The organism is Caulobacter sp. GW821-FHT09B11 (assembly GCF_059418205.1).
On sequence record NZ_JBWKPK010000033.1, the window covers coordinates 16,830 to 39,573 of the forward strand.

Annotated in this window: 24 protein-coding genes; 6 read left to right on the forward strand and 18 right to left on the reverse strand. The window is 69.4% G+C overall.

The features are described from left to right. Positions 1-354 precede the first annotated feature (354 nt). Positions 355-882, reverse strand: a complete 528-nt coding sequence (locus AC07N1_RS20880; RefSeq protein WP_494673540.1) for a gamma carbonic anhydrase family protein — start codon at positions 880-882, stop codon at positions 355-357. Between the two features lie 311 nt (positions 883-1,193). Between AC07N1_RS20880 and AC07N1_RS20885 the strand changes: the two genes are divergently transcribed. After that, positions 1,194-1,970 (forward strand): PhoH family protein, encoded by a 777-nt coding sequence (locus AC07N1_RS20885; protein WP_494673541.1) that lies wholly within the window; start codon positions 1,194-1,196, stop codon positions 1,968-1,970. Between the two features lie 101 nt (positions 1,971-2,071). Beyond that, entirely contained in the window at positions 2,072-4,063 is a 1,992-nt protein-coding gene (locus tag AC07N1_RS20890; protein ID WP_494673542.1) for an OPT family oligopeptide transporter, read from the forward strand. 59 nt (positions 4,064-4,122) lie between these two features. Here the strand turns inward: AC07N1_RS20890 and AC07N1_RS20895 are convergent, their stop codons facing one another. Both AC07N1_RS20895 and AC07N1_RS20900 read right to left on the reverse strand, forming a co-directional pair. Beyond that, a complete protein-coding gene (locus AC07N1_RS20895) occupies positions 4,123-4,803 on the reverse strand; it encodes a GNAT family N-acetyltransferase (protein WP_494673543.1) in 681 nt (226 codons plus the stop codon). Then, positions 4,800-5,414 (reverse strand): TetR/AcrR family transcriptional regulator, encoded by a 615-nt coding sequence (locus tag AC07N1_RS20900; protein WP_494673544.1) that lies wholly within the window; start codon positions 5,412-5,414, stop codon positions 4,800-4,802. Before AC07N1_RS20900 ends, AC07N1_RS20895 begins: the two co-directional genes overlap by 4 nt. 94 nt (positions 5,415-5,508) lie before the next feature. Between AC07N1_RS20900 and AC07N1_RS20905 the strand changes: the two genes are divergently transcribed. Then, entirely contained in the window at positions 5,509-6,774 is a 1,266-nt protein-coding gene (locus AC07N1_RS20905) for an MFS transporter (protein WP_494673545.1), read from the forward strand. On the opposite strand, the gene AC07N1_RS20910 is transcribed toward AC07N1_RS20905, so the two are convergent. The 6 genes from AC07N1_RS20910 to AC07N1_RS20935 all read right to left on the reverse strand — a co-directional run bounded on the left by AC07N1_RS20910 (position 6,771) and on the right by AC07N1_RS20935 (position 10,688). After that, the gene (locus AC07N1_RS20910; protein WP_494673546.1) at positions 6,771-7,187 is read right to left on the reverse strand and encodes a type II toxin-antitoxin system VapC family toxin; all 417 of its coding nucleotides are present in this window, start codon (positions 7,185-7,187) and stop codon (positions 6,771-6,773) included. The two genes, AC07N1_RS20905 and AC07N1_RS20910, sit on opposite strands and share 4 nt — an antisense overlap. Continuing rightward, positions 7,187-7,456 (reverse strand): type II toxin-antitoxin system Phd/YefM family antitoxin, encoded by a 270-nt coding sequence (locus AC07N1_RS20915; protein WP_494673547.1) that lies wholly within the window; start codon positions 7,454-7,456, stop codon positions 7,187-7,189. Before AC07N1_RS20915 ends, AC07N1_RS20910 begins: the two co-directional genes overlap by 1 nt. 84 nt (positions 7,457-7,540) lie before the next feature. After that, the gene (locus AC07N1_RS20920; protein ID WP_494602805.1) at positions 7,541-7,747 is read right to left on the reverse strand and encodes a DUF3126 family protein; all 207 of its coding nucleotides are present in this window, start codon (positions 7,745-7,747) and stop codon (positions 7,541-7,543) included. A gap of 106 nt (positions 7,748-7,853) precedes the next feature. After that, the gene (locus tag AC07N1_RS20925; RefSeq protein WP_494673548.1) at positions 7,854-8,765 is read right to left on the reverse strand and encodes a LysR substrate-binding domain-containing protein; all 912 of its coding nucleotides are present in this window, start codon (positions 8,763-8,765) and stop codon (positions 7,854-7,856) included. Positions 8,766-9,105: 340 nt separating this feature from the next. Continuing rightward, positions 9,106-9,936 carry a serine O-acetyltransferase gene (gene cysE / locus AC07N1_RS20930; RefSeq protein WP_494602801.1) on the reverse strand — a complete coding sequence of 277 codons (831 nt, stop codon included), beginning with the start codon at positions 9,934-9,936 and terminating at the stop codon, positions 9,106-9,108. Positions 9,937-10,049: 113 nt separating this feature from the next. Next, positions 10,050-10,688 (reverse strand): NUDIX domain-containing protein, encoded by a 639-nt coding sequence (locus AC07N1_RS20935; protein WP_494673549.1) that lies wholly within the window; start codon positions 10,686-10,688, stop codon positions 10,050-10,052. A 72-nt stretch (positions 10,689-10,760) separates the two neighbouring features. Here AC07N1_RS20935 and AC07N1_RS20940 point away from each other — a divergent pair, with 72 nt between their 5' ends. Continuing rightward, complete coding sequence (locus tag AC07N1_RS20940; RefSeq protein WP_494673550.1) at positions 10,761-11,375, forward strand: nitroreductase family protein; 615 nt, start codon at positions 10,761-10,763, stop codon at positions 11,373-11,375. A gap of 178 nt (positions 11,376-11,553) precedes the next feature. Here the strand turns inward: AC07N1_RS20940 and queF are convergent, their stop codons facing one another. Then, on the reverse strand, positions 11,554-12,009 hold the full coding sequence (gene queF, locus AC07N1_RS20945) for a preQ(1) synthase (RefSeq protein WP_110121693.1): 456 nt from the start codon (positions 12,007-12,009) through the stop codon (positions 11,554-11,556). Between the two features lie 92 nt (positions 12,010-12,101). Between queF and AC07N1_RS20950 the strand changes: the two genes are divergently transcribed. Together AC07N1_RS20950 and AC07N1_RS20955 are read left to right on the forward strand one after the other, a co-directional pair. Next, positions 12,102-12,905: an SDR family NAD(P)-dependent oxidoreductase gene (locus tag AC07N1_RS20950; RefSeq protein WP_494673551.1), complete on the forward strand. Its 804-nt coding sequence runs from the start codon at positions 12,102-12,104 to the stop codon at positions 12,903-12,905. A 246-nt stretch (positions 12,906-13,151) separates the two neighbouring features. Then, positions 13,152-13,865, forward strand: coding sequence for a TorF family putative porin (locus AC07N1_RS20955; protein ID WP_494673552.1), 714 nt, complete (start codon positions 13,152-13,154; stop codon positions 13,863-13,865). Positions 13,866-13,938: 73 nt separating this feature from the next. Here the strand turns inward: AC07N1_RS20955 and AC07N1_RS20960 are convergent, their stop codons facing one another. The 8 genes from AC07N1_RS20960 to map all read right to left on the reverse strand — a co-directional run bounded on the left by AC07N1_RS20960 (position 13,939) and on the right by map (position 22,740). Continuing rightward, the gene (locus tag AC07N1_RS20960; RefSeq protein WP_494673553.1) at positions 13,939-14,589 is read right to left on the reverse strand and encodes a cysteine hydrolase family protein; all 651 of its coding nucleotides are present in this window, start codon (positions 14,587-14,589) and stop codon (positions 13,939-13,941) included. Then, the gene (locus AC07N1_RS20965; RefSeq protein WP_494673554.1) at positions 14,586-15,647 is read right to left on the reverse strand and encodes an LLM class flavin-dependent oxidoreductase; all 1,062 of its coding nucleotides are present in this window, start codon (positions 15,645-15,647) and stop codon (positions 14,586-14,588) included. The genes AC07N1_RS20960 and AC07N1_RS20965 overlap by 4 nt, the downstream gene beginning before the upstream one ends. A gap of 97 nt (positions 15,648-15,744) precedes the next feature. Beyond that, a complete protein-coding gene (locus AC07N1_RS20970; protein ID WP_494673555.1) occupies positions 15,745-17,031 on the reverse strand; it encodes an MFS transporter in 1,287 nt (428 codons plus the stop codon). Then, positions 17,031-19,433 (reverse strand): TonB-dependent siderophore receptor, encoded by a 2,403-nt coding sequence (locus AC07N1_RS20975; protein WP_494673556.1) that lies wholly within the window; start codon positions 19,431-19,433, stop codon positions 17,031-17,033. The genes AC07N1_RS20970 and AC07N1_RS20975 overlap by 1 nt, the downstream gene beginning before the upstream one ends. A gap of 177 nt (positions 19,434-19,610) precedes the next feature. Then, positions 19,611-20,282: an RES family NAD+ phosphorylase gene (locus tag AC07N1_RS20980; RefSeq protein WP_494673557.1), complete on the reverse strand. Its 672-nt coding sequence runs from the start codon at positions 20,280-20,282 to the stop codon at positions 19,611-19,613. Then, entirely contained in the window at positions 20,279-20,803 is a 525-nt protein-coding gene (locus AC07N1_RS20985) for an antitoxin Xre/MbcA/ParS toxin-binding domain-containing protein (RefSeq protein WP_494673558.1), read from the reverse strand. Before AC07N1_RS20985 ends, AC07N1_RS20980 begins: the two co-directional genes overlap by 4 nt. Positions 20,804-20,996: 193 nt before the next feature. Beyond that, complete coding sequence (locus AC07N1_RS20990) at positions 20,997-21,689, reverse strand: GntR family transcriptional regulator (RefSeq protein ID WP_494673578.1); 693 nt, start codon at positions 21,687-21,689, stop codon at positions 20,997-20,999. A 220-nt stretch (positions 21,690-21,909) separates the two neighbouring features. After that, positions 21,910-22,740 (reverse strand): type I methionyl aminopeptidase, encoded by an 831-nt coding sequence (gene map, locus AC07N1_RS20995; RefSeq protein ID WP_494673559.1) that lies wholly within the window; start codon positions 22,738-22,740, stop codon positions 21,910-21,912. Positions 22,741-22,744 lie beyond the last annotated feature (4 nt).

Consider the following 22,744-nt stretch of genomic DNA (forward strand, 5'->3'; position numbering starts at 1 on the left):
ATGGGATGAGCCGCCCCCGCCCTCGTTGCTTCGGCACGCCGCCGTTTCGGAAGTTAAGGGGCTTGGCCGGACGCCTCCAGGACCCACATCCGCGCCCGCCATAACGTCGTTACGGATTTTGCGAAGACTCAACCTTAATCCGATCTGCAAACCTGGCCGCCATCATGACGGCATCAGATCGATCGGCGGCTTCGTGGAGAGCGCCTTCCGGTCATCCGAACTTCCAACGGCGGCTTCGATCCCGCTGCCGCCGTGAGAAGCCCCGCGCACCGAGCCCCCCGCGCGGGTCCGTCAGGAGCGCCGCCGTCTTCCCCCCAGAGGGCGGCGCTCCTGCATTTTTCTGGCCCCAAGGGTTCAGAGGGCCTTCAGGCCGGCGCGGTAGCGCTTCCAGTTCTCGACATAGTGCAGGGCCGAGGCCTGCAGGATCATCGCCTGGTGCTCGCTGACCTCGCGGATGATCTTGCCCGGCGCGCCGACCACCATGGAGTTGTCGGGGATCTCCTTGCCCTCGGTGATCAGGGCGCCGGCCCCGATCAGGCAGTTCTTCCCGATCTTCGCACCGTTGAGGATGATCGAGCCGATGCCGATCAGCGAGCCGTCGCCGATGGTGCAGCCGTGCAGCATCACCATGTGGCCGACGGTGACGTTGGCGCCGATGGTCAGCGGGATGCCGGCGTCGGTGTGCAGCACCGAGCCGTCCTGGATGTTGCTGTTCTCGCCGATGGTGATCGGGTCGTTGTCGCCGCGCAGCACCGCGCCCCACCAGACGCTGGCGTTCTGCTTGAGAACCACATTGCCCATCACGCTGGCGCTCGGGGCGATCCAGTATTCGCCTTCCGGAGGAAGCCGCGGCGCCGCATCGCCCAACGAATAGACAGTCATCCGTACACCCCGTGTTCTTTTGGCACGCAGAATCTTAATCGCTCAGAAACCATAATCACCCCATTGTAAATCCGGTGATTCGGCATGGAACATCCCTTCATCGGGAGACTTCCTTCCGTATCCGCCGCGGACCATACCGACCGCGGCCTCCTGACGACGGAGAACAGGGTCTTGCGTTCGGCGTTCCGGCGTACAGCACCGCCTTCCTGGGGCTCCACCGAGCCGCCCGGCCGCGCCTGCGGCTCCGTCTTCTGCTCCTCTCATCGACCCAAGGACGACGCCTCGCGGCCTCGTCCTTTTTTCATGCCTGAATGGAGGCTTTGATGACCAAGCGAGCCCTGAAGCGGATGGTGCGCGAGGGCGCGGACGACCGCTATGACGACGCCAAGGTGCGTCGCCTGCCGGTGGAGCATCGCGGCGGCTGGTCGCCGCTGGGCGAGACGGACAACGCGCCCCGGGATCAGAGCTACATCAAGACCATAAAACCAAAATCGCCGGGCCAGGCCCAGCTGATGGAGGCCATGGACAACAAGAACCTGGTCATGGCTCTGGGTCCCGCCGGCACCGGCAAGACCTATCTGGCCATCGCCAAGGCCGTGGAGGCGCTGGAGGCCGGACGGGTCAACCGCATCGTCCTGTCGCGCCCCGCCGTCGAGGCCGGGGAGTCGATCGGCTACCTGCCGGGCGACATGGAAGACAAGCTGGCTCCCTATCTGCGCCCGCTCTACGACGCCCTGACCGACCGCCTTTCGGTCAAGCGCATGCGGGCCCTGATGGCCGAGGGCGCCATCGAGATCGCCCCGGTCGGCTTCATGCGCGGCCGCACCCTCAACAACGCCTTCGTGGTCATCGACGAGGCCCAGAACTGCACCTACATGCAGCTGAAGATGCTGCTGACGCGCCTGGGCTGGCACTCGACCATGGTGGTCACCGGCGATCCGAACCAGTCCGACCTGCTGCCGGGCATTTCGGGTCTGGCCGACGTGGCCGCCAAGTTCGAGGAACTGTCGAACATCGCCGTCGTCCGCCTGGCCGACAAGGACATCGTCCGCCATCCCCTGGTGGCCGAGATGCTCGGCGTTCTGTGACCCTAATTCTGTGATTTTGTAACAGCCTATGCCCTTCAGGGCTTGAGTATGGGGCGGTCGGACTGCAAGGTCCGGCCGCCTTAACTGTTTTGGGACCCCATATGTCCGATGCCGCCGCCGCCCCACGCTCGGAGTTCACGCTCCGCGGCGTGCTTCTGGGGATCCTGATCACCGTCGTCTTCACGGCCGCCCAGGTCTATCTCGGCCTGAAGGTCGGCCTGACCTTCGCCACCTCGATCCCCGCCGCGGTGATCTCGATGGCCCTGCTGCGGTTCTTCAAGACCTCGACCATCCAGGAAAACAACATCGTCCAGACGATCGCCTCGGCCGCCGGCACGCTGTCGTCGGTGATCTTCGTGCTGCCGGGCCTGCTGATGATCGGCTGGTGGTCGAACATCCCGTTCCTGGCCACCTTCGGCATCTGCGCCGTCGGCGGCATCCTGGGCGTGATGTACACGATCCCCCTGCGCCGGGCCCTGGTGACCAACTCGCCCCTGCCCTATCCGGAAGGCGTCGCCGCGGCCGAGGTGCTGAAGGTCGGCGCCGGCTCGCGCGAAGGCGCGGCCGAGGGCAAGGCGGGCCTGTGGGCGGTGATCGCCGGCACCCTGGCGTCGGCGGCCTTCGCGGCGCTGGGCGCGGCCAAGATCTTCGCCGCCGAAGTGGCCACCTACTTCAAGGTCGGCAAGGGCGCGACCGGCATCGGCGCGTCCAGCTCGCTGGCGCTGATGGGCGCGGGCCACCTGATGGGCATCACGGTCGGCGTCGCCATGTTCACCGGCCTGTTCATCGCCTGGGCCGTGCTGGTGCCGATCCTGACCGGCGTGTTCCCGGCCGAGGCCGGCATGAGCGTCGCCGACCACGCCCTGAAGATCTGGTCCACCAAGGTCCGCTTCCTGGGCGCCGGCGTCATCGGCGCGGCCGCCATCTGGACCCTGGGCAAGCTGGTGGTTCCGATCTGGCGCGGCCTGGTCTCGGCCTTCGAGGCCGGCAAGGCCCGCCGCGCGGGCTCCGGCGACATTCCCCGCGTCGAGCAGGACATCCCGCTCTTCGTCGTAGGCCTCGTGTCGGTGGCCCTGCTGGCTCCGGCCGGCTGGCTGCTGGCGGCCTTCGCCCTCGGCGGCCCCGCCGGCGCCCTGGCCCTGCCGCTGACCATCATCGGCGTCGCCTACCTGGTGTTCGCCGGCCTGCTGGCCGCCGCCGTCTGCGGCTACATGGCCGGCCTGATCGGCTCGTCCAACAGCCCGGTCTCGGGCATCGCCATCCTGACCGTGCTGGGCGCCTCGCTGCTGGTCGGCGCCATCGGCCGCGGCCTGATCGGCCCCGACGCCGCCAAGGCCCTGGTCGCCTTCGCCCTCTATGTCACCGCCACCGTCCTGGCCGTGGCCGTGGTCGCCAACGACAACCTGCAGGACCTGAAGACCGGCCAACTGGTCGACGCCACCCCGTGGAAGCAGCAGACGGCCCTGGTGATCGGCGTGCTGTCGGGCGCCGTGGTCATCCCGTTCGTGCTGGACCTGCTGGCCAAGTCCAACGGCTTCGTCGGCGCGCCGAACCTCAACGTCGTGCCCGGCGCAGAGCCCCTGGCCGCGCCGCAGGCGACGCTGATCTCGACCCTGGCCAAGGGCGTCATCGGCCATAACCTGCAGTGGGACCTCTTGGGCGTCGGCGCCCTGATCGGCCTGGCCCTGGTGGTCGTCGACATCATCCTGCGCCGGACCAGCAAGGACCGCCTCAGCCTGCCGCCGCTGGGCGTGGGCCTGGCCATCTACCTGCCCAGCGCCGTGACCGCCCCCGTGGTGGTCGGCGCCGTCGCCGGCTGGATCTTCGAGCGCGTGGTCTCCAAGGACCGCAAGGCCGAGGTCGCCAAGCGCCTGGGCGTGCTGATCGCCTCGGGCTTCATCGTCGGCGAGAGCCTGTTCAACGTGGCCCTGGCCCTGCTGATCGTCGCCAGCAACAAGGGCGCGCCCCTGGCCATCGCCTCGCCGCCGCCCGAGCACCTGGGCATGATCATCGCCCTGGTCGTCGCGGCGATCCTGGTGGCCGGCCTCTACGCCTGGTGCCGCATCCAGGCCCGGAAGACCGAAGAGGCCTGATCGGCCTCCACCGGCTGAAGACCGAAGACCCCGGAAGCCGCCGCTTCCGGGGTCTTTTTTCATTTCGGGGCCAGCACCGTGAACCACAGGTCCGCCCGCCGCTCGAAACCCAGCGCCCGGTAGAGCGCGTTGGCCCCGGCGTTGTCGGCGTAGCTGTGCAGGAACGGCGCCTCGCCCCGCGCCAGGATCTTGCCGGCCACATGCGCCAGCAGCCCGGCGGCGTAGCCCTGCCCCCGGAAGTCGGGACGGGTGCAGACGCCGCTGACCTCGGTGAAGCCGTCGGGCCGCATCCGCTCGCCGGCCATGGCCGCCAGCTCGCCGCCGACCTTCACCCCGACGAACTCGCCCAGCTCGTGGGTGCGCGAGAAGAACGGCCCGGGCTTGGTCAGGGTCGCCAGGGCCAGCATCTCGGCGGCGTCGGCGTCGGTCAGGGCGACGATCTCGAAGTCGACGGGCTTGAGCGGCGTGATCGCCGACGCCGCCATCTGCCAGCAGAGGGCGCTGGAGACCACCGCCGTCCCGGGAACCGGCGGCGGCGGGGAAAGCTCGACCAGGCCGCTGTTTCCGTGCTCGCCAACGAGTGCGCCCAGGGCGGCCAGGCTGTCGGGCGTCTCCTCGGCGACGGCGGCGAACAGGCCGAAGCGCGGATCCATCCGCAGCGCTCCGCCGCTGGCGATCGCCAGATGCGCCTGCCGGCCGGTCAGGCTGGACCAGACGGGACGGTCGAGGGGATGGTTCACGGGCAATAGACCGCGATCAGGGCCTTGACGGCGCCGACGCTGGCCATGGCCGGCTTGTCGTCGCCGTCGAACATCTGGCTGGAGGTGAAGACCCCCTCGATCAGCAGCAGGAAGGCGTCGCCCAGGGCGGCGGGATCGCGCGCGCCCATCTCGCCGGCCTTGGCCCGAAGGCGTCGGCGCAGGTCTTCCTTGTGGGCCTGGGAGACCATGCGGCCCATATGCCGGCGGTCGGGATACTCCACCGCCGCGTTGCTGAGCGCGCAGCCGCGATAGTCGTCGCCGACCGACCGCGCCGCCAGACCCTCGAAATAGGCGACCATCTGGGCCTTGGGATCGCCTGGGAAGGCGTCCTCGGCCGACTTGAACCGGTCCCAGAACCCCTCTTCCACCTCGCGCAGCACGGCCGCGACCAGGTCGTCCTTGGACTTGAAGCTGCGATAGAGGCTGGGCTTGGTCACGCCCGCCTTGCTGACGATCTCGTCCACGCCCACGGCGCGGATGCCCTCGCGATAGAACAGGTCGCGGGCCGTCTCGAAGATCTTCTCGGCCGCGCGCGCCGCCGGCGCGTAGGGCTGGAGGTGGAGGGGCTGGTCGGCGTCGGTTTTCGTCATCGTAAAGAAGGCCTCTTGACGATGTTACTAACCGGTACGTACAACGCCATCAAGACCCGTACCGATCGGTTACATTCAACCTCGCGAGACGCGCATGGCCTCGATCCGCCGCCCCTTCGGCCGCAACTACGCCTTCGTGGTGGCCGGCGTGACCTTCCTGGCCCTGCTGGCCGCCGCCGGCCTGCGCGCCGCGCCGGGCGTGCTGATCCTGCCGCTGGAAAAGAGCTTCGGCTGGGATCGCGGCTCGATCTCGCTGGCCGCCGCCATCGGCATCTTCCTCTACGGCCTGACCGGACCGTTCGCGGCGGCGCTGATGCAGTCGTTCGGCGTGCGCCGCACGGTGGCCCTGTCGCTGGTGCTGATGGCCGTCTCCACCGGGCTCTCGGCCTTCATGACGCAGAGCTGGCACTACGTCGCCACCTGGGGCGTGCTGGCGGGCTTCGGCAGCGGCGCCGTCGCGATGGTGCTGGGCGCGACCATCGTCAATCGCTGGTTCGTCGAACGGCGCGGCCTGATGCTGGGCCTGCTGACCGCCGCCACGGCCACCGGATCGCTGATCTTCCTCCCGGCCATGGCCTTCATCGCCGAGCACGGCGGCTGGCGGCCCGTGGTGCTGACCGTGGCCGGCGTCGCCGCGATCATGGCCCCGATCGCCTGGCTGCTGATCCCCGAGCGCCCGGCCGACATCGGCCACAAGCCGTTCGGCGCGGGCGAGGACTGGGTGGAGCCGCCGCGCGGCTCGGCGTCCAACGCCCTGGCCGGCGCCTTCGGGGCCCTGGCCCGCGCCGGCAAGACCCGCACCTTCTGGCTGCTGTTTCTCGGCTTCTTCATCTGCGGGCTGACCACCAACGGCCTGATCGGCGTGCACATGATCGCCTTCTGCGGCGACCGGGGCATGCCCGAGGTCCGCGCCGCCGGCCTCTTGGCGTTGATGGGCCTGTTCGACCTCTTCGGCACCACCGCGTCGGGCTGGCTGACCGACCGCTACGACCCGCGCAAGCTGCTCTTCGTCTACTACGCCCTGCGCGGCCTCTCGCTGATCTACCTGCCCTATTCGGACTTCTCGATCGTCAGCCTGTCGGTGTTCGCGGTGTTCTACGGCCTGGACTGGATCGCCACCGTGCCGCCGACCGCGCGTCTGGCCACCCAGGCCTTCGGCGACCGCGACGGCCCGATCGTGTTCGGCTGGATCGCCGCCGGCCACCAGCTGGGCGCGGCCACCGCGGCCGTCGGCGCGGGCCTGATCCGCGCGGCCCAGGGCCAGTACGTCCAGGCCTTCGTCATCGCCGGCGTCGCCGGCCTGATCGCGGCGGGCGCCTCGCTGCTGATCCGCCGCGAGGTGAAGGCGATGACGGCCTAGACGCTCCAGGGATCGAGCACCGGGCCGCCCCAGGCCTCGAAGTCCCGGACGTTGCGGGTGACCAGGGTCAGGCCATGGACCTCGGCGGTGGCGGCAAGAAAGGCGTCGATCTGTGGCATGGTCCGCTTGGCGCTCTCTGCGGTGCGACGGATGCGGGCCTGGGCTTTAGCGACCTCGACATCGACAGGCAGAATGCGCTCGCCGAACTCGGCGATCACCTCGTCCAGCCAGTCCCGCAGCTTGCCCGCCTTCTGACCAGGCGCGAGCCGCTCAACGCCATAACCGGCCTCAGCCACAGTCATGACGCTGATGAACAGCATCGACGCAGGCTTGTCCGCCAGCCACTGCGAAACGCCTGGGTGCGGTCTCAGCTTTGTCGCATCGGAAAGTACGTTGGTGTCGAGCAGGAACATCAGAACTCGATAATCCGCCCGGGATCCTGGTCACGGGCGAAAAGTTCGGCATGCTCTTCGTCGCTGAGGACGCGGTGCTTGGCATCCATCCAGGATGGCGACTTCCGGGGGGCGGCCTCCCGCAATCGCTCGTATTCCTCGGCCGAAAGCACGACGGCGGCGTCCCGACCATCCCGGGTCAGGTGCTGAGGCCCATGAGTGCGCGCCCGTTCGACCACTTCGCCGAACTTGGCTTCGGCTTCGGCCAGGCTCCAGGTCCCGTCAGCCATCTCGCCCTCGCGCCATAAAAAAATGACCACCCCGACAAGATAGCCAGGATGGTCATTTTTTCAAAGCGACGGAGCGCAGCAGGCCTATTCGAGGTCTTCGGCCAGGATGGCCATCTCGAACATGTACGAGCCGTCCTCGTCTTCGTCCTGGAAGACGACGCCGATGAATTCGCCCTTCACTTCGACCTCGGCCGAGTCCTTTTGCTTCGGACGGGCCTTCACGGCGATGTGCGGGTTGCCGAAGGTGCGCTTCAGGTGGGCTTCGAGCTTGGCGATGGCGGCGGCGTCCACGGGGGGCTCCTGATCTTGTTATTGGGCTTTCGCCCCCGTGGGGCGGAATGGCGGGAAACTAGAGGTCCCGGGCGCAAAGTGTAAGGCCTTTTGCGCAGGGGCGAGCTCAGGCCTGTTGAGAAAACGGCGGCGGCGCCGTCGCCCGCCCCTGCGCCACCAGCCAGTCGCGAAAGCGCCGGGCCCCGCGCGAGGCGCCGGTCCTGGGCGTCAGGGCGCACAGCAGCGTCGGTTCGGCCGCCATGCCCAGCGGCGCCACCAGGCGTCCCGCCGCCAGGTCCCGCTCGGCGAAGGCGTAGGGCACCACCGCCGCGCCCAGGCCGGCGGCGGCGGCCTCGATCATGTAGAAATAGTGGTCGAACTCCCGCACCAGGCCCGGCGCCGGCAGGTCGAGACCCGCGGCCCGCGCCCACTGGTCCCAGCTGTGCAGATAGGTGCGGGTGTGCAGGCGCGGCAGGGCGGCCAGATCGGCCGCCGTCCGGACGCGCGCGGCCAGCTCCGGCGCGACGACGGGCCCGACGAAGGTCTCCAGGAACGGCGTCGCCTCGGCGTCCGCCGACGACGGCGCGTCGGGCTCGCGCATCCGGATCGCCAGGTCCACGCCGTCGGCGCGGAAGTCGAACGGCCCGTTGGATTCGGCCACCCGCACCGGCGTGTCGGGAAACCGCTCCAGAAAGTCCGGCAGGCGCGGGATCAGCCATTTCATCGCGAAGGTCGGCAGGCACGAGACCACGGTCGGCCGAGGTTCGTCCTCGGGCGGACGCGGCACGGCCTCGTCGAGGATGTCAAAGGCCCGGGTCAGCCCCTCGGCCAGCTTCAGACCGGCCTCGGTCATCACCAGGCGATTGCGCGGCCCCTCGGTCAGGGCGACGCCCAGGTGATCCTCGAGCTGGCGGATCTGGCGGCTGACGGCCCCGTGGGTGACGCACAGCTCGTCGGCGGCCAGGGTCATGCGCCCGCGCCGGCCAAAGGCCTCGAAGGCGCGCAGGGCGTTCAGCGGCGGCAGCGGGCGTCGAGCCATGTGACGAAACCTCACAGAGCTCGACCGATAAGTCGTTAGCCGCGCGGACGCAACCGCCGGATAAGCGCAGGCATGGACAGGCAGCGGACATCGTCGCGGGTCACGCCCGCGCAATGGGCGGCGGTCGCGGCCCTTTGGGCGCTGGCGATCTACGGCATGACGGCCAAGCCGGCGCCGAGGCCGGAGACGGCGCAGCTGACAGCCTGCCGCTGAGGCTCGCCCCTTAACCGCAAAACCCCCGCGAAAGCGGGGGTCCAGGTGTTTTATCGTTGAGCGCCAAGCCTTTCGGAAAAAGCCTGGGTCCCCGCTTTCGCGGGGATTTTACGGAGGGTTGGGGCCCTCAGATCACGTAGTCGTACACCACGTCGGCCAGGGTGTGGTCCATGGTCCGGGCCGGCTCTTCGCAGGTGGGGCAGTTGACCAGGCGGGCCGGCACGCCGGCGGCGGTGCAGTGCGGGGGAATGGGCTTGAGCACCACCGAGCCCGAGGCGACCTTGGCGTATTCGCCGACGGTGATGTTGCCCAGCACCTTGGCGCCCGCGCCCAGCAGCACGCCCTTGCCGATCTTGGGATGGCGGTCGCCGCGCTCGGCGCCGGTGCCGCCCAGGGTAACGCCGTGCAGCATCGAGACGTCGTCGCCGACCACCGCCGTCTCGCCGATGACGATGCCGGTGCCGTGGTCGATGAACACGCCCGCCCCGACGCGCGAGGCCGGATGGATGTCGACCTGGAAGACCTCGCTGGCGCGGCTCTGCAGGTAGAAGGCCAGGGTCTCGCGGTTGTTGTTCCACAGCCAGTGCGACACGCGGTGGGTCTGCAGCGCCAGGAAGCCCTTGAAGAACAGGAAGGGCTGGACATAGCCCTTGGTGGCCGGATCGCGCTCGAACACGGCGCGCAGGTCGGCCTCGGCGGCGGCGACGAGGGCCGGATCGCTCTCGAAGGCCTCGGCGGCGAATTCGCGGGCGGTCATGGCCCGCATCTCCTGGTCGCCGAGCTTGCGGGCCAACTGGAAGGTCAGGGCGTCGGCCAGGTTGTCGTGGCTGAGGATCACGGCGTTGAGCAGCGACGCCAGGGCCGGCTCGGCCTTGGCGGCGTGTTCGGCCTGATTGCGCAGGGCGGCCCACACGGGCGGCGCGGCGCGCTCGGTCACGACTTCAAGATGCTTGGCCACGGGGCTCTCCCTTCCCAGCGGAGACTAGAGCATATTTATTCAAAACGCTCCAGCCGGACGGACGGCGTGTGCTTAACGCGCCCCGGAGCATTTCCAAGGGAAATGCTCCGAACTCAAAGATCGCCAGCTCTTTCCGAAGGAAAGGGCTGGAGGACGCGCGCGGCCAGATCGGCCGGCAGCTCGCCCACGGACGCCATATGGTGCACCCGGAGCAGTAACGCCACCGTCAACGAGTCCGGCATCCGCCCAGTGACCGCCGCGTTCAGCGCTTCCTGGAACGGCACGCGGGCCACGGCCAGGTCCTCGGTGTCGTCGGGCGCGGTCTTGGTCGGCGACAGGTCCATCGCCAGGAAGCCGTGGGCGAACTCGTCGCTGATCGAGTTGGAAAGCTCCAGTTTGAGCACCAGCCGCCAGTCGGCGGCGACCAGCCCGACCTCCTCGGCCAGCTCCCGCTTGGCCCCGTCGAGCGGGTTCTCGTGCATCGGCGCGCCGCCCTCGGGGATCTCCCAGCTGTAGTTGCCGCGCGGAAAGCGGGCCTGGCCGACCAGGGTCACCGTGCCGTCGGCGTGCAGCGGCACGATGCCGATCGCCTGGTTCTTGAACGACACCTTGCCGTACAGCGCCGGGCGGCCGGTCGGTGCGACGGTCTGGTACTCCGTCACCTCGATCCAGGGATTGCCGTAGACGACCTTGGCGCTGGTCACGCCCCAGGGCTTTCCGTGCGGCTTCAGCCAGATTGGATCGTCGGACATGGGCTCTCGACTTGTCTGAACCAGGGCGGGGCCATAGGTGACGTTTCTGTAGCGCGCTTTCAGGAGATCGTCTTGGCCGGTTCCGTTCCCCCCGCCCCCGAATTCGGCGAGCCCATCGCGATCGAGCCCGCGCCCGAGGTGCTGGCCTTCCTGGCCCGCCGCCGCTCGGCCTCGGCGATGGCGCTGGTCGCGCCCGGCCCCAGCGAGGCGGAAATCTTCGACCTGCTGCGCCTGGCCGCCCGCGTGCCCGACCACGGCAAGCTTTCGCCCTGGCGGTTCGTGCTGCTGCGCGGGGAGGCCAAGGCCGCCTTCGCCGCGAAGATCGCGCCCCTGGCCGCCGATCAGGCCAATCCGACCAAGGCGACGGCCGCCATGCGCAAGCTGACCACCCCGCCGCTGGCGATCGCGGTGATCTCGCGTCCCGTCCCGCACGAGGTGCCGCAATGGGAGCAGGTGATGAGCGCCGGCGCGGTCTGCACCCAGCTGCTGCTGGCCGCCTCGGCCATGGGCTACGGCGCCAACTGGATCACCGACTGGTACAGCTTCGACGAGCGGGCGCTGAAGATCCTCGGCGTCGCCGAGGGCGAGCAGGTCGCCGGCTTCCTCTACATCGGCACGAGCGCCGAACAGCCGCAGGAACGCGTGCGGCCGGACGTCGCGGCGATCACGAGCGAGTGGAGCGAGTAGAGTCCCTCTCCCCTTGCGGGAGAAGGTGTCGGCGAAAGCCGACGGATGAGGGGTCTCTCAAACGCAAAACGCCGCGACAGCCGATCAGCTGTCGTGGCGTTTCTGTTCGTGCAACCCCTCACCCGACCTCCCTCCGGGAGGCCACCCTCTCCCGCAAGGGGAGAGGGAACGAGTGAAACTACCCCCGGCCGCGATAGGCCGGCACGCCCTGCTCGGGCACCCACAGGCCTTCCGGCGCCGGGCCGGTCTGCCAGAAGACGTCGATCGGGATGCCGCCGCGCGGGTACCAGTAGCCGCCGATGCGCAGCCAGCGGGGCTTGGCGACCTCGACGATCTTGCGGCCCACCTTCACGGTGCAGTCCTCGTGGAACGAGCCGTGGTTGCGGAAGCTGGTCAGGTAGAGCTTCAGCGACTTGCTCTCGATCAGCCAGTCGCCCGGCGCGTAGTCGATCACCAGGTGCGCGAAGTCGGGCTGGCCGGTCACCGGGCACAGCGAGGTGAATTCGGGGGCCACGAAGCGGGCCAGGTACAGCACGTCGTTCTGCGGATTGGGCACGGCCTCGAGCACGGCGGCCTCGGGGCTCTCCGGCGCGGAGACGGTCTGGCCCAGTTGGGTCACGGAAAGTTCGGTCATGGCCGCGATTTAGGCCCGCGCTCCCGGCGAGACAAGCGCCGAAGCCCCGGCTACGGTGTCGCAAACAAGCGTTCGAACGCAGGAGGAAACGGATGACGGGTCGCGACTTCGACGGCTTCACGGTGGTTGTCACCGGCGCGTCCACGGGCCTGGGCCGAGCGATGGCGGTCGAGACCGCCCGTCGCGGCGCCGCGCTCGTCGTCGTCAACTTCGCCAGCAGCGCCCAGGAGGCCGAGGAGACCGCCCGCCAGGTCGAGGCCGAGGGCGCCAGGGCCGTGCTGGCCCGCGGCGACGTCGCCTCCGACGAAGACTGCCGGCGCATCGTCGAAGCCGCCGCCCCCTCGGGCCGGATCGACGCCCTGTTCAACAACGCCGGCGTGACCAAGTTCGCCCCGCGCCACGCCGATCTCGACGCGGTCAGCGCCGACGACTTCCTGCGGCTCTATTCGGTCAACGTGGTCGGGGCCTTCCAGATGGTCCGCGCCGCCCGCAGCCTGCTGGAGGCCGCGTCGCGTCCCGGGGCCGTGGTCAACACCAGCTCGATCGCCGGCGTCATGGGCAACGGCTCGTCGGTGCCCTACGCCGCCTCCAAGGGCGCGATGACGACCATGACGCTGTCGCTGGCCCGCGCCCTGGCGCCCAGGATCCGGGTCAATGCGGTCTGCCCGGGCTTCATCGACACGCCGTGGTTCGGCAAGGCGATGGACGAGGAGAAGATCGAGCGCCTTCGGGCCGGCGCGGCGGCGGCGACGCCGCTGCAGGTCGCCTCCAGCGCCGAGGACGTGGCTGGCGCGGCGGTGTTCCTGGCCTCGCCCGCCTCCCGCCACGTCACCGGCGAGACCCTGCTGGTGGACGCGGGCCTGCACCTGGGCGCGGCGACGATGGCGATGCGCTGAAGCCTCAGCTAAGCCGGAAATGTTCGTTCTGCGGTAACTGTGGCCTCGGACGCCGCTTATGCAGCAAATTCGTCACACATGCCCAAAGTTTAAACGACCTCTGTTCTTATCGCTGGCGCTGTCGCCCTGCTGATTGCAACTAGAGCACGGCCCGCAGTTAATCCCGGCTGTGAACTGACGCGCTTGCAGGCGCCGCACATGTTGGGAGCAAACTCCCGGCGGGCTAACGAAAAGGGGATAGCACGGATGAAGTTCTTCAAGCTTTCGCTGGCGGCCGCCGCCGCGACGGTCGCCCTGGGCGGCGCCGCCATGGCTCAGGAAGTCAGCCTCTCGTACAACGTCGGCATCGCCAGCGACTATGTGTTCCGCGGCGTGAGCCAGACCCAGGAAGACCCGCAAGTGTTCGGCGGCGTGGATGTCGGCTACGGCATCGGCTACGCCGGCGTCTGGGCCTCGAACGTCGATTTCGGCACCGATGACCCGTCGGTGGAAGTCGACCTGTACGCTGGCGTCAAGCCGACCTTCGGCGACATCTCGACCGACTTCGGCGTGCTGTACTACGGCTACGTCGAAGACAAGAACGGCCTGCCCGGCAAGTACAGCTACACCGAACTGAAGGCCGCCGTGTCGAAGCCCTTCGGCAAGCTGAACCTCGGCCTCGCCGGCTACTGGTCGCCGGAATTCCCGGGCAACGGCGGTGAAGCCTCGTACGTCGAAATCAACGGCGCCCTGCCGATCAGCGACAAGCTGACCGTCTCCGGCGCTGTCGGCTACCAGACCGTCGACACCGACGGCTACTTCTCGGGCGTCGGCACCGACTACACCACCTGGAACCTCGGCGCCGGCTACGCCCTCACCGACAAGCTGGCCGTCGACGTCCGCTACTGGGACACCGACGAGCACGACTACGGCGACATCTACAGCTCGCGCGTCGTCGTCTCGCTGAAGGCCGCTTTCTAAGCAGCGCTTCTTCGGTACGAAGATCAGCCGCCCGGGTTCGCCCGGGCGGCTTTTTCTTTGGCTGTTTCCCGGCCTAGCCGGCCCAGGCCGCCTCGACCTCGGCCGCGTCCAGCAGCAGGGCGAAGGACAGGCTGAGGCTCTTCAGCGCCCCCTCGTGCAGGTCGGGCTCGTAGGCCGCGCAGGCGTCGCCGACGACGAACACGTGGTAGTCGCGATGGAAGGCGTCGCGCACGGTGCTGTCGACGCAGCATTCGGTCGTCAGGCCGCAGACCAGCAGGGTGTCGACGCCCCGCGCCCGCAGCAGCGCGTCGAGATCGGTGTCGATGAAGGCGCTGTAGCGCGGCTTGCGCACCACCAGTTCGCCCGGCGCGGGGACGGGACCGTAGAAGTCCGCCCCCGGCGTTCCGGCCCGGCAGATGGCCCGCTCGATCTCCAGATCGCCGCCCCGTCGGCGCATGCGCTCCAGCATGATCGGAGAGTCGCTTTCCGGCCTCGTCTCCAGTCCGACGAACACCACCGGCGCGCCCGCCGCCCGCGCCGCCTCGACCAGGCGCCCGGCCACGACCAGGGCGGCCTCGGCCGACGACAGGTCGACGCCGAACCGGCCGATCACCCCGCCCGGCGCGGCGAAGTCCACCTGCATGTCGACGACCAGCAGCGCCGTGCGCGCCGGGGCGATCCAGGTCGAGAGGCCGTCGTCGGCGCGGAAGGGGGCGGCGTTCAAGGATAGGCCTCCCGCAGGCCGGGCAGAATCTCGGCGCCGAACATGGAAAGACCGGCCTCGTAGTCGGGGAAGATCAGCATCAGCCCGTCCAGCTCGCAGGTTTCGACCAGGTCGCGAATCCGCGCGCCGCAGGTCGCCGGCGCGCCGATCACGGTGCGGGTCATGAACGCCCCCTGGCGCGCGGCGGTCTGCGCCAGGCGTTCGGGCGGCACGCCCCAGTTCGACAACATGGTGGTGACCGCCGCCATGTCCACCCCGTCGCGATAGCGATCGGCCAATGCCTGCGCCTCGGCGTCGGTGTCGGCATGGACCACGGTGCACATGGCGTAGGTGCGGACGGCCTTGCCCAGCTCCGCCGCCCGCGCCCTGGCCCGGCGGCTGGCGTCGCGCAGGGCCGCCTCGTCCTCGCCGCCGATGAAGCAGGCGTCGGCCTCGGCCACGGCGAAGGAGAAGCCGCGCTCGGACACCCCGGCGCAGATCAGGTCGGGCCGCGGACGCGACAGCGGCTTGGGTTTGGACCGGCAGTCCTGCAGCGAGAAGAACCGTCCCTCGTGGGTTACGCTGTCCTCGGCCCACAGCCGCTTGACCAGGCGCGTCCACTCCTCGGCCAGTTCGTAGCGGTCGTCGTGGCTGAGGGTGTCGTCCCAGGCGCTCATCTGGGCGAACTCGTCGCGATAGGCGCCGGCGACGATGTTGAGACCCGCGCGACCACCGCTGATGTGATCCAAGGTGGCGATCATCTTTGCGGCCACGGCCGGGTTCTGCAGCAGGGGATGCAGGGTGGCCCAGATCTTCACGCGGCTGGTGGCCTCGGCCAGGGCCGCCATCAGGGTGACCGACTCCAGGGCCGAGCCCCAGTGGTCGGTCTGCCCGCCGAAGCCGCGGAACTTGGCCATCGACATGATGAAGTCGAGGCCGATCTCGTCGGCCAGCACGGCGGCGGCGCGGTTCTGGGCGTAGAGGCCGTCGAGCGGCGGCGTCGTCTTCGAGACGATCCAGCCGCCATTGGCCACGGGCAGGAAGACGCCGAATGCCTTGCGTCCGTCCTGGTGCCCCATCGTCGCCTCCCTGTCGCTCGCCCTGCCGGCGAGTCGGCGCGACCATAGACCAAAAGGATGACGCTGGGAGACCCTGAGGGAGACCCGGGGGAAGACCTCAGAGCGTGGGGGCGGCCTCGGCCTCCGCCACGGCCGCGACGCGCGGCTTGGGCGGACGCATCAGCAGGGCGGCGACGAACACCACCGCGGTCAGGGCGGCGAACAGCTCGAAGGTCTGGGTGAAGCCGCCCAGCCGATCGCGCATGAAGCCGCCGATGAACGGCCCGGCCGCCGAGACCGCGCCCACCAGGCAGACCAGCGAGAAGAGCTCGACGTTGTTCCTGCGGCCGAAATAGTTGAGCAGCAGCAGGCTGACGGCCAGTACGGTGAGGCCGAAACCCAGGCCCACGCCCACGGCGTAGAGCGCCTGCAGCGGCAGGGTCGTGGCCCGTGACAGCGCCAGCAGGCCAACGACCAGAAGGCCTTGCGCCAGGGCCAGCAGCCAGCGCGGATCGACCCGGTCGCCCACCGCCCCGCCGGCCAGGCGGGCGGCGACCTGCATCAGGCCCTCGGCGCTCAGCGCGCCAGCCGCCACCACGCCGGCCACGCCCAGCTGGGTCAGGTGGGCCTGGGTCAGGCTGGCGGCGGTCACCCCGGCCAGCAGGTGGCTGAAATAGGCCGCCACCAGTATGGCGAACTGCGGGGTGCGCACGGCGTCTCGGACGCTCCAATCATGGTCGGTGCGGAAGACGCGCGGATGGGCCGGGGCGGCCTTGGCGTCGGCGGCGGTCAGGCGGTCCATGGCCCGGCCCGCCTCCTCCAGCCACTTGGGGCCGCCGACCACGGCCGCGCAGAGCAGGCCCAGCACGCCGATGGCCAGCGCCTGCAGCGCCCAATAGACCCGCCAGTGGCCGTCGAAGGCGCTCTGGCTGGCCAGCACCATCAGCGGCCCGGCCACGCCGCCCAGGGCGCCGCAGGTGAAGTAGATGCCGAACGGCATGGCCCGCTGGCGGAAGATCGCCGACAGCACATAGGTGCCGGGGATCAGGGCCGCGGCCTGGAAGCCGACGCCCAGCAGGGCCGTGGCCAGGAAATAGGCCGGCAGGCCGTGGATGTTGGCCATCAGGGCCAGTCCCCCGGCCATCACCGCCGCGCCCGCCACAAGGGTCGCGCGCACGCCCCAGCGGCGGATCAGCAGGGTCGGCAGCCAGGACGAAGCGCCGGTGGCCACGCCCATGATCGAGAAGCCTAGGAACGCGTGCTCCCAGCTCCAGCCCAGCTCGGGAACCATGGCCGGAATGACCACGCCCAGCGACGAATAGGTCGCCGCGGTGATCAGGAACAGCAGCAAGCTGAAGGCGCCCAGCAGCAGCCAGGGGCGATGCTGGATCCGGACATGGGCCATCAGAAGCGCCTCGCGAGGGTGACCCGCCACTCCCGCCCCTTGCCGGGCAGGGCGGCGAGGTTGGCGTAGGTGTCGGCGACGGGCGTGAAGTAGAGCTCGTCGAACAGGTTGTCGATGTTCAGCGTGGCCGTATAGGGGCCGTACTCGTAGGCGACCGAGCCGCTGGCCACGGCGTAGGCCGGATAGACCGGCGCGCCGGGCACCGTGCCCGAGGTCTTGGTCACGTGGGTCACGCCCAGAGTCGCGAAGACCTTGCCCCAGTCGTGCTGGTCCGAGGCGTAGGCGCCGTACAGGCTGACCACCGACTTGGGGATCAGGGTGTAGTCGTAGTCGCCCGGCCGGATGCTGGCGAAGCTCCACACCACATAGGCCCCGCCATAGCCGTCCGCGCCGCTGACCCCGGCGGTGTAGGTCGGGATGTACTGGAACGAGGTGTCGGGGCCCTTCACCGTGGTGTGCTGGCTGTTGCCCGAGAAGGTGAAGCTGAAGTGGTCGCTGGCCAGCCACCGCACTTCCAACTCGACGCCCTTGGCGCGGGTGCCGGTCGGCGCAGCGTTGATCCCCGTCAGCTGGGTGCGGTTCTGGCGATAGCCGGCCAGGGAGCCGATCAGCGTGCCCTTCAGCCACTGGAACTTGACGCCCGCCTCGGCCAGATCGCTGTCCGACAGCCAGGCGTCGCTGGCGTCGGCCACGAGGCCCGGCGCGATGTCGCCCGCCTGGCTCATCTCCAGGGCCGAGGCTTCGGCATAGGTGACGTAGGGCATCAGGCCGAAGGGCGCCTTGTAGCTGACGCTGGCCGTATAGGTCCCCTTGCCCTTGGCCGCCTTCTGCACGCCGGCGACGGTGTAGCTGAGATAGCCGACGTCCTCCGAGGTGACGTCGTAGTCGTCATAGCGGCCGCCCAGCATCAGGTTCAGGCGCTCGCCCAGGGAGATGTCGGTGGTGAAGAACACGCCGGCCTGCGTCCACTTGGAGTGGTTGTCGTTCTCCCACGCCACGCCGTCGCCGGGATTGAACGGACTGCCGATGATGTCGGTCGCCGTGGCGCCGTGGGCGAGGTCGCGGCGATCCAGCGCGATCAGGCCGCTGTTGAAGCTTTCGCGCCGCCGGCCGTCGAAGGCCCGATACGAGGCGCCGACGAACGACTGGGCCCGCACCGCCCCGTCGAAGGCCTCGTTGCGGAAGTCCCAGGTCAGGCGCGCCTCCCAGACGTCGCTGTCGAACCAGGCCGGATAGCCGTAGGAGACGAAGCGCTTGTTCTCCAGGGCGTCGTAGAACAGCTGCAGCTTGATGGAGCTGTCGGGCGACAGCTTGCGGCCGATGTCGAAATAGAGGGTGTCGGTCGCCGTCTTCGAGAAGTCGGCCGCCGAGACGTAAACCGTGCGCGGCGACAGCCTGGTCGCGCCCACCCCGGTGTCCAGCGTGTGGGCCGCGTCCGTCGTCGGATAGCCGTAATAGGCCAGGTACAGGGCGCTGGCGTAGGGGTAGGAACCGATCTCGCCAGGCGTCAGCCGACCGTTGCCGTCGCTGTCGACCAGGCTCGTATCTCGGCCGGTGACATAGGTCCCGTTGTCGATCAGGTCCTGCGTCAGGCGGTTCCAGCCCGAGGTCTGCACGTCGCCCTGCGAGCGATAGATCATGCCGCCCAGCGCCACGCTCCAGCCGCCGCCCAGGTCGAAATCGGCCGAGACCTGGCCGGTCTGCCGCCTGGGATAGATCCCGTGGTAGAAGCTGTGGCTGTCCTCGACCTCGCCATAGAGGTGGACCCCGCCGATCACCTGGCCGACCTCGACCGGCAGCCCGACCTGGGCCGTGGCGTCCTTCTTGTTGTAGCTGCCGTAGGTGAGGGTGATCTCGCCCTCGGGCTTTTCCAGATAGCCGCCCTCGCCCTTTCCGGACTTCGGAATGAAATTCAGCATGCCGCCGACCTTGCCCGAGCCGTAGATCGGGGTCGGCGGGCCGCGCACGATCTGGATCTGCTCGGCGGCCCCGATCGGCGTCGCATAGGTGCCGCGGTTCTCGACCCTCTTGAAGCCGCGGAAGTAGTTTTCCGCCAGGGTGCCGCGGATGTTGAGCGCCCCGGGCACGCCGTAGAAGCTGGCCGTGTAGGTCCCCGGCGACACCGCCGTCAGGTCGTCGATGGTCTCGACGCCATAGCGTTGCAGGGTCAGGTCGGAGACGAAGCTGGCCGAGCGCGGGGTCTCGATCAGCGGCTTGTCCAGGCCGAACACCGTGTCGTTCGGCTGCTTTTCCAGCAGGCCCGCATTGCGGTCGCGGGCCGTCACCACCACAGCGTCGACTTCCGTCAGCTGGTCGGCCGCCCGCGCCGAGGAGACGGCGGCGAGGCCGGCGAAGACGCCGATGGAGGCGACACTGGCGAGAAGGACGAGACGACGGGACATGCGGCAGGCTCCGGGAAGCGGCGCCTTGGGCCCCGCCTCGCCGCACCAAATGGGGATGGCTTGACGTTCGTCAAAATCTCTTCTGACATTTTAGAACGAATTGCCAGAACCCTGTGTCGCGAAAGCCTCACAGTTGGCGAGACGTTCCGCCGGCTGTCGCGCGCCGGCCACAGGATCTCACGAGGCCAGGCGCCGGGCCTCGATCCGGCGTGACCCGGCCTCGACCCGCAGCTCGTAGTGGTCGCCCTGGGTCACGTCGTGGACGTTGCGGGGACGGTGGGCGACGACATTGATCCCGCCCGCGTGGCGCAGGCTGTCGAACAGGATCCCCGCCCCGCCCGAAGCGCGCACCGCCTCGCCCAGCACCTGGCCGGCCGCATAGTCGTCGCTGGCATAGACCTCGGGCCGCGCCGCCTGCCGGCCGCGGATGTCCAGATAGTCGCCCTCGAGCCTGGCCGAATAGACCCGGTATTGGCGAGACAGGCTCCGGGCGCCCGTGGCGACCGCCTCGCGCCGCAGATGGTGGGCCACCTCGGCCACCGCCGTCGTCAGTTCGGCGGCGGCGTACCAGGCGCCGAGATCCGGACCGTTGAAGCGCATGCCGCCGGGCGCGACGTGCAGGAACGACGCCATGACGATGCTGGCGTTGGTCCGGCCATAGACCCGCTCACCGATCGGCAGGCGCGCCACGCGCTCGGCCACCAGGCGGTCGTTGGTCCAGCCGGCCAGGTCCATCACCGCGTCGAGATCGGCCGCCGTCGCCACCGTGTCGAACAGGCCGATCGGCGGAAAGCGCGACGGGATAAGCCGGTAGCTCGGCTGCGGCGCCGGCGCGTAGGCCTCGCTCACGAGAAGACGATCTCGGCGTCGTCATAGGGGCGGAAGTCGCGGTCGAGATCGCCCGGCGGCATGTAGAGCCCGCCCCGCGCCGCATCGAGGAAGCGGCGTACGCTGATCAGGCCGTCCTGGGTTCCGCAGGTCAGCACCTCCAGCGGCTGCCGGCCGCCGAACAGCGGGGCTGTATGCGGCGTCCGCAGCCAGGCGATCGCCTCCCGCTCGCTGGCGTGCAGCACGCCCAGGGCCTGGTGCACGCCCAGCACCGCCGAGATCCGGGTCAGCATGTCGAGATCCAGCGTGACGTCGCGATGCTCCCGCACCGCCTTCACCCAGTTGTAGTAGGTCGAGCGCGACGGCAGGCCCAGCACCAGCAGGCGCTGGTCTTCGGACAGGTCCCACAGGTCGGCGATGGCCAGGAAGGTGCGCAAGCCCGGCCCGCTCAGCCGGCGACGGTTGGCGGGCGAGAAGCGCGACAGGTCCAGCTCGGCCGAACCGGCGACGACTTCGACGGGTTTGCGCTTGGCGACGGACATGCGGGCCTCCATCCAGATCGGAATATAGTCCAGATCTGGACTTAGTGGAAGAGGCGCGCCTGAAAGCCCCCTTCCCCCTTGATGGGGAAGGGCCGGGGATGGGGGTGACCTGCTGAGCCGACGGCAGTGCGCGGCGGCCAGCGCCGCGACCACCCCCACCCAACCCTCCCCCATCGAGGGGGAGGGCTTGAGGTCATGCCTCGACCTGCGGCCGCTGCACGGCCTCGGGCGTCACGCTCAGCACCCGCATCATCGCCGCCTTCGAGGCCTCGACGTCGCCGCTGGCGATGACGTCGGCGACCTCGCGGTGCTGCTCGATGTCGGCCATCAGCTCGGCCTCGGTGGCCCCGCCGAACGAGAACACCCAGAAGCGGGCGGCCTTGTGCTGCAGCGGGATCAGGATCCGGGCCAAAGCCAGGTTGCCCGAGGCGCGGGCGACGGCGGCGTGGAAGCGCTGGTCCATGGCCACCAGGGCCGGCAGGTCGCGGTTGCGGGCGGCCTCCTCGGCACCGTCGAACACGGCCTTGATGGCGGCGGCGTCGGCCTTGGAGGCGTGGCGGGCGGCAAGGCCCGCGCAGTGCGGCTCGATCAGGGCCCGGGCCTCGTAGCCCTGGCGCAGGTCCACCAGATCCAGCGGCGCCACCGTGGTGCCCGAGCGAGCCCGGCGGATGACCAGGCCCTCGAGCGCCAGCCGCCCCAGGGCGTCGCGCACCCCGGCCAGCCCGGCGTCGTAGCGCGCCGCCAGCGACTGCTCGTCCAGCCGCGCGCCCGGCGGCAGTTCGCCCAGGATCAGGTCGAGCAGGATCTTCTCGTAGACCTTGGCCTTCTGCAGGTCGGGCGACCAGTCCTCCAGACCCGACGACGAGCAGACGTCCAGCACCAGCATGCGCGAACGCGCGCCGCCGGCGACACCGTCGTCAGGGGCCCGCAAGGGCGAAGGCTGGCGCACGAAACCGCTCCCGAAGGTTGTCTTCGGACTGATAGGTAAGCTGAAATGTCAGTTTCGCCTAGAGGCTACGTACCCGTAAGGGTGCGGGCGTGGGCGCCGCCCCGTCCAGATCCGCGGCGAAAACCTCGTCCTCGACGAGGACCACGCAGGGTCCCGATCAGGCGCCCTGCATCGGCGGCTGGAACAGGCCGGTCGGCGAGGCGGTGAACACTTCGCAGCCGTCTTCGGTCACGCCGATCGAGTGCTCGCACTGCGACGACAGCGACTTGTCGCGGGTCACGGCCGTCCAGCCGTCGCCCAGCACCTTCACCGCCGGCTTGCCCAGGTTCACCATCGGCTCGATGGTGAAGAACATGCCCGCCTTCAGCACCGCGCCCTGACCGGGACGGCCGAAGTGCAGGATGTTGGGCGAGTCGTGGAACACCTTGCCCAGGCCGTGGCCGCAGAAATCGCGCACGACGCTGCAGCGCTGGGCCTCGACATAGGACTGGATGGCGTGGCCGATGTCGCCCAGGGTCGCGCCCGGCTTCACCGCCGCCAGACCGCGGGCCAGGCTTTCATAGGTGATGTCCACGAGGCGGCGGGCGCGCGGCCCGACCTCGCCGACGCCGTACATCCGCGAGGTGTCGCCGTGCCAGCCGTCGACGATGACGGTGACGTCGATATTGGCGATGTCGCCCTCGCGCAGCGTCCAGTCGCCCGGGATGCCGTGGCAGACCACGTGGTTGCGCGAGATGCAGACGGTCTTGGGATAGCCGCGATAGAACAGGCAGGCCGGCAGGGCGCCGTTGTCGAGGATGAACTCGCGGGCCAGCGTGTCCAGGTGGTCGGTCGAGACGCCGGGCGTGACGTGCGGGATCAGCATGTCCAGGCACTCGGCGGCCAGGCGGCCGGCCTTGCGCATGCCTTCGAAGTCTTCCGGCTTGTGGATCTTGATCTGGCCCGTGCGGGTTTCGGTCTCGATCTCAAAGGCGTCGTCGAGGGTCATGGGC

Coding starts and splice junctions, on each gene's coding strand:
- AC07N1_RS20880 (WP_494673540.1), bottom strand. CDS start 882: ATGACTGTCTATTCGTTGGGCGATGCGGCGCCGCGGCTTCCTCCGGAA.
- AC07N1_RS20885 (WP_494673541.1), top strand. CDS start 1,194: ATGGAGGCTTTGATGACCAAGCGAGCCCTGAAGCGGATGGTGCGCGAG.
- AC07N1_RS20890 (WP_494673542.1), top strand. CDS start 2,072: ATGTCCGATGCCGCCGCCGCCCCACGCTCGGAGTTCACGCTCCGCGGC.
- AC07N1_RS20900 (WP_494673544.1), bottom strand. CDS start 5,414: ATGACGAAAACCGACGCCGACCAGCCCCTCCACCTCCAGCCCTACGCG.
- AC07N1_RS20905 (WP_494673545.1), top strand. CDS start 5,509: ATGGCCTCGATCCGCCGCCCCTTCGGCCGCAACTACGCCTTCGTGGTG.
- AC07N1_RS20910 (WP_494673546.1), bottom strand. CDS start 7,187: ATGTTCCTGCTCGACACCAACGTACTTTCCGATGCGACAAAGCTGAGA.
- AC07N1_RS20915 (WP_494673547.1), bottom strand. CDS start 7,456: ATGGCTGACGGGACCTGGAGCCTGGCCGAAGCCGAAGCCAAGTTCGGC.
- AC07N1_RS20925 (WP_494673548.1), bottom strand. CDS start 8,765: ATGGCTCGACGCCCGCTGCCGCCGCTGAACGCCCTGCGCGCCTTCGAG.
- AC07N1_RS20935 (WP_494673549.1), bottom strand. CDS start 10,688: ATGTCCGACGATCCAATCTGGCTGAAGCCGCACGGAAAGCCCTGGGGC.
- queF (WP_110121693.1), bottom strand. CDS start 12,009: ATGACCGAACTTTCCGTGACCCAACTGGGCCAGACCGTCTCCGCGCCG.
- AC07N1_RS20950 (WP_494673551.1), top strand. CDS start 12,102: ATGACGGGTCGCGACTTCGACGGCTTCACGGTGGTTGTCACCGGCGCG.
- AC07N1_RS20955 (WP_494673552.1), top strand. CDS start 13,152: ATGAAGTTCTTCAAGCTTTCGCTGGCGGCCGCCGCCGCGACGGTCGCC.
- AC07N1_RS20965 (WP_494673554.1), bottom strand. CDS start 15,647: ATGGGGCACCAGGACGGACGCAAGGCATTCGGCGTCTTCCTGCCCGTG.
- AC07N1_RS20970 (WP_494673555.1), bottom strand. CDS start 17,031: ATGGCCCATGTCCGGATCCAGCATCGCCCCTGGCTGCTGCTGGGCGCC.
- AC07N1_RS20975 (WP_494673556.1), bottom strand. CDS start 19,433: ATGTCCCGTCGTCTCGTCCTTCTCGCCAGTGTCGCCTCCATCGGCGTC.
- AC07N1_RS20985 (WP_494673558.1), bottom strand. CDS start 20,803: ATGTCCGTCGCCAAGCGCAAACCCGTCGAAGTCGTCGCCGGTTCGGCC.
- AC07N1_RS20990 (WP_494673578.1), bottom strand. CDS start 21,689: ATGCTGGTGCTGGACGTCTGCTCGTCGTCGGGTCTGGAGGACTGGTCG.
- map (WP_494673559.1), bottom strand. CDS start 22,740: ATGACCCTCGACGACGCCTTTGAGATCGAGACCGAAACCCGCACGGGC.